Origin of the sequence: Jatrophihabitans sp. (assembly GCF_051960575.1) — a bacterium.
Classification (GTDB): Bacteria; Actinomycetota; Actinomycetes; order Mycobacteriales; family Jatrophihabitantaceae; genus JBQCEE01.
The window spans coordinates 1-5,614 of the sequence record NZ_JBQCEE010000080.1 but is presented as its reverse complement, the minus strand read 5'-3'; the positions used below and the strand labels follow the sequence as shown (position 1 = coordinate 5,614).

The 5,614-nt window shown below is 71.6% G+C and carries 7 protein-coding genes; 2 read left to right on the top strand and 5 right to left on the bottom strand.

Annotated elements, in window-relative coordinates; translation table 11 throughout:
• The first annotated feature begins 136 nt into the window (after positions 1–136).
• A complete protein-coding gene (locus ACTHMS_RS04165) occupies positions 137–760 on the top strand; it encodes an adenosylcobinamide amidohydrolase (protein ID WP_440305408.1) in 624 nt (207 codons plus the stop codon).
• Positions 761–863: 103 nt separating this feature from the next.
• Positions 864–1,664: a PAS domain-containing protein gene (locus ACTHMS_RS04160; RefSeq protein WP_440305407.1), complete on the top strand. Its 801-nt coding sequence runs from the start codon at positions 864–866 to the stop codon at positions 1,662–1,664.
• A 97-nt stretch (positions 1,665–1,761) separates the two neighbouring features.
• Here ACTHMS_RS04160 and ACTHMS_RS04155 read toward each other — a convergent pair whose 3' ends face one another.
• The 5 genes from ACTHMS_RS04155 to ACTHMS_RS04135 form a co-directional block, all read right to left on the bottom strand.
• On the bottom strand, positions 1,762–2,757 hold the full coding sequence (locus tag ACTHMS_RS04155; protein WP_440305406.1) for an alpha/beta hydrolase: 996 nt from the start codon (positions 2,755–2,757) through the stop codon (positions 1,762–1,764).
• A 16-nt stretch (positions 2,758–2,773) separates the two neighbouring features.
• The gene (locus ACTHMS_RS04150; protein ID WP_440305405.1) at positions 2,774–3,778 is read right to left on the bottom strand and encodes a LacI family DNA-binding transcriptional regulator; all 1,005 of its coding nucleotides are present in this window, start codon (positions 3,776–3,778) and stop codon (positions 2,774–2,776) included.
• Positions 3,775–4,740: an alpha/beta hydrolase gene (locus tag ACTHMS_RS04145; protein WP_440305404.1), complete on the bottom strand. Its 966-nt coding sequence runs from the start codon at positions 4,738–4,740 to the stop codon at positions 3,775–3,777. The genes ACTHMS_RS04150 and ACTHMS_RS04145 overlap by 4 nt, the downstream gene beginning before the upstream one ends.
• Positions 4,737–5,057 carry an oligopeptide/dipeptide ABC transporter ATP-binding protein gene (locus tag ACTHMS_RS04140; RefSeq protein ID WP_440305409.1) on the bottom strand — a complete coding sequence of 107 codons (321 nt, stop codon included), beginning with the start codon at positions 5,055–5,057 and terminating at the stop codon, positions 4,737–4,739. The genes ACTHMS_RS04145 and ACTHMS_RS04140 overlap by 4 nt, the downstream gene beginning before the upstream one ends.
• A 45-nt stretch (positions 5,058–5,102) precedes the next feature.
• Positions 5,103–5,614, bottom strand: a 512-nt coding sequence (locus tag ACTHMS_RS04135; RefSeq protein ID WP_440305403.1) for an ATP-binding cassette domain-containing protein, incomplete at its 5' end; no start/stop codon positions are given.

The window sequence follows — 5,614 nt, the reverse complement described above, 5'->3', positions numbered from 1 at the left end:
GCGAGGTGCGCGCCGCGGGGACGCCGAGCGATGTGCTCGAGCCCGACCTGCTCGCCTCCTCGTTCGGCGCGCGGGTGCGCGTCATCACCGGTGAGGACGGACGGCTGGTCGTCGTCCCGTTCCGCGGGCCGGTGCGATGACCGGCAGCGAGTGGTGCAACCGCCACGAGCAGGGCGAGCACCTCCCCTTCCTCGTCTGGCGTCTCGGCCAGCCGATGTTCGTCGCGTCCACCGCCTCCGCCGGCGGCGGTCTCGGGCAGCGCGCGTGGATCGTCAACGCCCAGGTGAGCCACGACTACGACCGCGTCGACCTGGACGCGCACGCCGCCGAGCTCGCCGCGCTGGCTGGGCTGCGCGGTGCGGGCACGACGATGCTGACCGCAGCGGACATCAACCGTGTCGGCCGCGCGGAGGACGCCGGCGTCAGCGCCGAGGTCACCGTCGGGCTGAGCCACCCGACCTGGGCGGCCGCACCGGACGACCCGGCGCCGCACGTCGGCACGATCAACATCGTCGCGTTCGTGCCCGTCGCGCTGACGCCGGCCGCGCTGCTCGGCGGGCTCTGCACGGCGACCGAGGCGAAGACGCAGGCCCTGCTGGAACTCGGCGTCCCAGGCACGGGCACGCCGTCGGACGCAGTGACCATCGCGTGCCCCACCGCCGGTGACGAGCCGTTCTGCGGGGTGCGCTCGACCTGGGGAGCCCGGCTCGCCCGCGCCGTCCATGCGGCAGTCCTCGACTCCGCAAGAATGCGCGTCTGACGGCTTGCCACGCGGTCGCCCCCGACTACCGTTGGATCACACGGGATCGAGGTGATTCGGGTTGAGTCGCGCCGACACTGCGCTTCGCAGCATCGCTTCCAGCATGGCGTTCCGCGTCAGTGCAGCGCCCTACCTCCTGCTGGACGTGGATCTCCGGATCCGCGCCGCCAACCTTGCGTACCAGCAGGCCACGCATCACCACATCGCCGACATGGTCGGCGAGTTCATGTTCGACGTCTTTCCCGACAACCCCGCCACACCCGAGGCGCGCAGCGTCGAGCGCCTCACGGCGTCCTTCGAAGGCGCCCTGCTCAGGGGTCGGCCCGACCGGATGCAGACGCAGCGCTACGACGTCATCGACCGCGACCGGGGGTTCGTCCGCAAGACGTGGCTGCCTGTCAACTCCCCGATCCGGGACGCCACCGGGAAGACGATCGGCGTGCTGCACCATGTCGAGGACGTCACCCGCCTCGTCGCCGGCACCGCTCTCGAACGCAGCCTGACGGCACCACTCGATGATGGTGGTGCCATCGGCGGTCTGGGCCCCGTCGACGATCCCCGGCGCGACGCGCGCAGACGGCGGCGTCGCGCAGAGCGGCTGATCCGCAACTCCGACCGAGCCATGCAACGGATGGCACGACGAATCGAGGCCGACCCGACCCGAAGTAGGGCTACCACCACCTCGTCGGCGGCACGACAAGCATGCGTTCAGCTCCTGACGGGCGCTGTGGAGCGACAGCTCCGTCTGTGCCTGGGCGAGACCTCAATGCTCGCTGCGCGGTACAAAACGACTTGCGCCCAGTGCGTCGCTCACCGACGCCACGACATCGTTGCCGCTGGAGTGGAATCGGCAGAATTTCGTGCTCGTGCCGTCACCGCCCCGCACGGCTCAGCGCGACGGTAACGCACCACCGACACCAGCCGCACGACCTCCCAGTCACGTCACAAGACCCAACTCGAACGGCCACCCGGGTCGCCAGTGTCATGGCCCTGCGTCCGCCTCACACGGCATTCGGCGCCAGCAGCGGCGTGACCGCACCGACGACGTCGTCGACGAATTGCATCGTGGTCTCGGGAAGGGCGATGTTGTGCAGCATCGGGTATACGGTGTGTGTCACCGGAACGCCCTGCTCGGCGAGTCGTTCGGCGAAGCGGCGTCCGTCGTCGCGCAACCCGTCGAAGGCTCCGGTGACGATCACCGCGGGCGGTAAGCCCGCGAGGTCGGTCGCGAGCAGTGGCGAGACAAGCGGCTCGCGCCGCTGTTCGTCGGTTGCGTACAGCCGCACGAGGTCATCGAAGGCCGCGAAGCCCGGATCCGCTCGGACCGACTCGGAACCCCAGGTCAGGTCGAGCACCGGCACGTGCAGGATCTGCGCGGTGATGCGCGGGCCGCCGCGGTCACGGGCGAGCAGACAGACCGCAGCCGCCTGATTACCGCCCGAGCTCGCGCCCATCACGGCGACGCGATCGGTGTCGACGCCCAGCTCGTCGGCGTGCTCGACGGTCCAGGCGAGCCCGGCGTAGCTGTCGTGCAACTGCTTCGGGAACGGGGCCTCGGGCGCGAGGCGGTAGTCGACGTTCACGACCACGGCGGACAGTCGGTCGCAGAAGACGCGGCAGTAGTCGTCGGTGAGACCGAAGCCGATCTCGCCGCCGCCGAGCCAGAACGCCCCGCCGTGGAAGAAGACGACCGCCGGGTGGGGCCCGGCGCCTGGCGGCGTATAGACGCGGGCGGCGATCGTGCCGCCGTCGACGGGGATCTCGTGGTCGACGACCGAGCCGACCTCCGGCGCCGCCATCCGCATGTGCTTCGTCAGCACCTGCGCGAGCTCGTCGTGCTGCGTGCGCACGGTGGCGACGGTCGCGACCCAGTCCTCGTGCGTCTGGCCCGGCGCCGGCGCGGACGGCGGCGGAGCGGGCATGCCGTGCAGTGCGAGGTCGGTCATGACCCGGCCGACGAGGTCGGCGAGACGTGGGTCGAGCGCGGTGGGGTCCATGTCGGTTCCTTCAGGGTCAGGCGGTGTCGCGTACGACGAGCTCGGCGGACAGCAGGATCTGGCGCGCGCTCGTGTGGTGGGTGGCGATGTCGTCGAGCAGGAGGAGGGCGCCCTCGCGTCCGGTCTCGACGAGCGGCTGGTGCACGGTGGTGATGCCGAGTGCCTCGGCGAGGGGACCGTCGTCGTAGCCCATGATCGCGACATCGTCGGGGGCGTGGACGCCGGCGTCACGGAAGCCCGCGAGCAGGCCCGCGGCGAGGTCGTCGAAGTGGGCGAACACGGCGTCGGGCAACGAGTCCCGCTCGAGCAGCGCGCGTGCCGCCTTCTTGCCGCCGGCGATGTCATGGCTGGTGACCACGTGCTCGAGCGCGTCGTCCCCGAGACCGGCATCGCTGAGCGCTCGGCGGAAGCCGGCGAGGCGCCGCTGCCCCTGCGACAGGAAGGCGTCCGACTGCTGGCGCTCGCTGACGAACGCGAAGCGGCGATGGCCCTGCTGCACCAGGTATTCAGCGGCGAGGTAGCCACCGCGCTCGTCATCGACGTTCACGCTGGGCAGCTTGCGGTGGAAGCTGTCGACCAGCACGGTCGGCAGCTTGCGTTGCGCGAGCCGCTCGGCCATCGCCTCCTCGAGCGGGACCCCCATGAGCAGCAACCCGTCGAGGCGACCGGTCGTCGGCAGCACGCTCAGCAACGGCGAGACCGATTCCGCGGCCGACTCCAGATCGAAGACGACGACCTCGACCGACTTGCCGGAGCACGCGGCGAGCACGCCCATGAGACGGGTGCGGAACGACTCGTAGGACGAGAACGGGGCGAGCACGCCGATACGTCCGACACCCTTGCGGGCCTGGCTGACCGCGGCCGCCTTCGGCGTGAAGCCCAGTTCGTCGACAGCGGCGAGCACGCGCTGCAGGGTCTTGGCGGCGACGCGGTTGGGTTGGTTGAGCGCGTTCGAGACGGTCGTGATCGAGACGCCCGCGCGCTCGGCGACGTCGTAGATCGTCACCGTGCCCTCGGTCATCGCGCCGCTCCGGCCCGCGAATGGATGTCGCGCAGGATCGCGAGCGTGTCGTCGTGCCATCGCCGGGCGGTCGCCCAGGTGCGGGTCAGGATGGGCGACCCGTGCAACGCGCCGGGATAGCACTCGATGTGCACGGGCACCCCGGCAGCGTCGAGCCTGCGCGCGAAGTCCTCGGCCGCCGGACGCAGCACGTCCAGCTCGGCGGTCAGCATGAAGGTCTCGGGGAACACCGACACATCGTCCGCCAGCACCGGCGAGACGAGCGGCGAGTCGGCGAGGACACGGTCCGGCAGATACGCACCGACCACGCTCTCGTAGTCGGCGGTGACCGACAGGACGCCCTCGTAGCGCTCGGGTTCGAGTTCGACCGGTCGGCGGATGCCCTCGCGCCGCAGGTCGACCGCCGGCACTTCGAGCAGGAGTGCGCGAACGTCGAGGTCGGGCGCCGCCAGCACGGTCGCCGCCGCGAGGTTGGCGCCGGCCGACGAGCCCCCCAGGGTGATCACGTCCGCGTCGACACCCAACTCGTCGGCGTGGTCGCGCACCCAGCGCACCGCCGCCACGACGTCGTCGAGCGGCGTCGGGAACGGGAACTCGGGAGCGAGGCGGTACTCGACCAGGACGGTGACACACTCGGCCGACACCGTCCGGTGCCGCGCCGTCGCGTCGGCCACCAGCTCGTGCACCGAGCCGGTCGTCCAGCCGCCGCCGTGCACGAGGACATGCGCCGGCAGCGGTCCTTCCGCCGCGGGGTGATAGGTGCGGACGAGGATCGTGCCACCTACGACCGGCACCTGGTGATCGACGAGGCGATCGACGTCCGGCCCGGGCTCACCGAACAGCAGGAAGATCCGGTCGATCTCGCGGCTGAGCAACGCGCGCAGCGTCGGGAAGTCGGCGGTGTCCATCCCGGTCAGGTCGGCGGCGTCGAGGTGCGCCTGCACCTCTGGTTCGAGCTTCATGCTCCCCTTCTCACTGGAACGAGCTGCTCCATGTGGTGGCACGCCACGGCGTGCTCGGATCGGTCGCTGACGAGGGCCGGCGTCTCGGTGCGGCAGACGTCGGTGGCGAGCGCACACCGCGCGGCGAACGAGCAGCCGACGGACGCGGTGACACCGGCCGCGGATCGCTGGGTCGCCTGCCGCAGCGCACGATTGCGGCGTTGCTCGTCCGGGTCGGGCACGGGTGATGCGGAGATGAGGGCGCGGCTGTACGGGTGCAGCGGCGCGGTGCCGACGACGTCCGCCGCGCCGCGTTCGACGATGCGGCCGGCGTGCATCACCACGATCTCATCGCTCAGGTACCGGACGACGGCGAGGTCGTGCTATATTAACAGGTAGCTTAGGTTCCGCTCGACCTTGAGCGGTGCCAGAAGTTTAAGCACCTGCGCCTGCACCGAGAGGTCGAGCGCGCTCACCACCTCGTCGCAGACGATGAACTCGGGGTCGCCGACGATGGCCCGGGCGATGGCGATGCGCTGGCGCTGGCCGCCGGAGAACGCGGACGGGTACCGGCCCGCGGCGGAGGCGTCGAGCCCCACCTCGGTGAGCACGGCGGCGACACGGGCGGTCGCCTTCTCCGCCGGCACGCCCTGCGCGAAGCGCAGCCCTTCGACGAGGGTGTCGCCGACCGTGCGCGCCGGGTTCAGCGAGCCGTACGGGTCCTGGAAGATGACCTGCATCCGGCGGCTGAGCCGGCGGCGTTCGGCCGGCGCCGCGGCCGGGCGGGGGGCGCCCGCGCACCGGGCCGCGCCCCGGCGCCCCCCCGCGCGGGCCCGGGTGGGGGTGGCGGGCGCGCGCGTGCCCGCCCCGGCCGCCCCGCCGCCGCCGCCCGTCC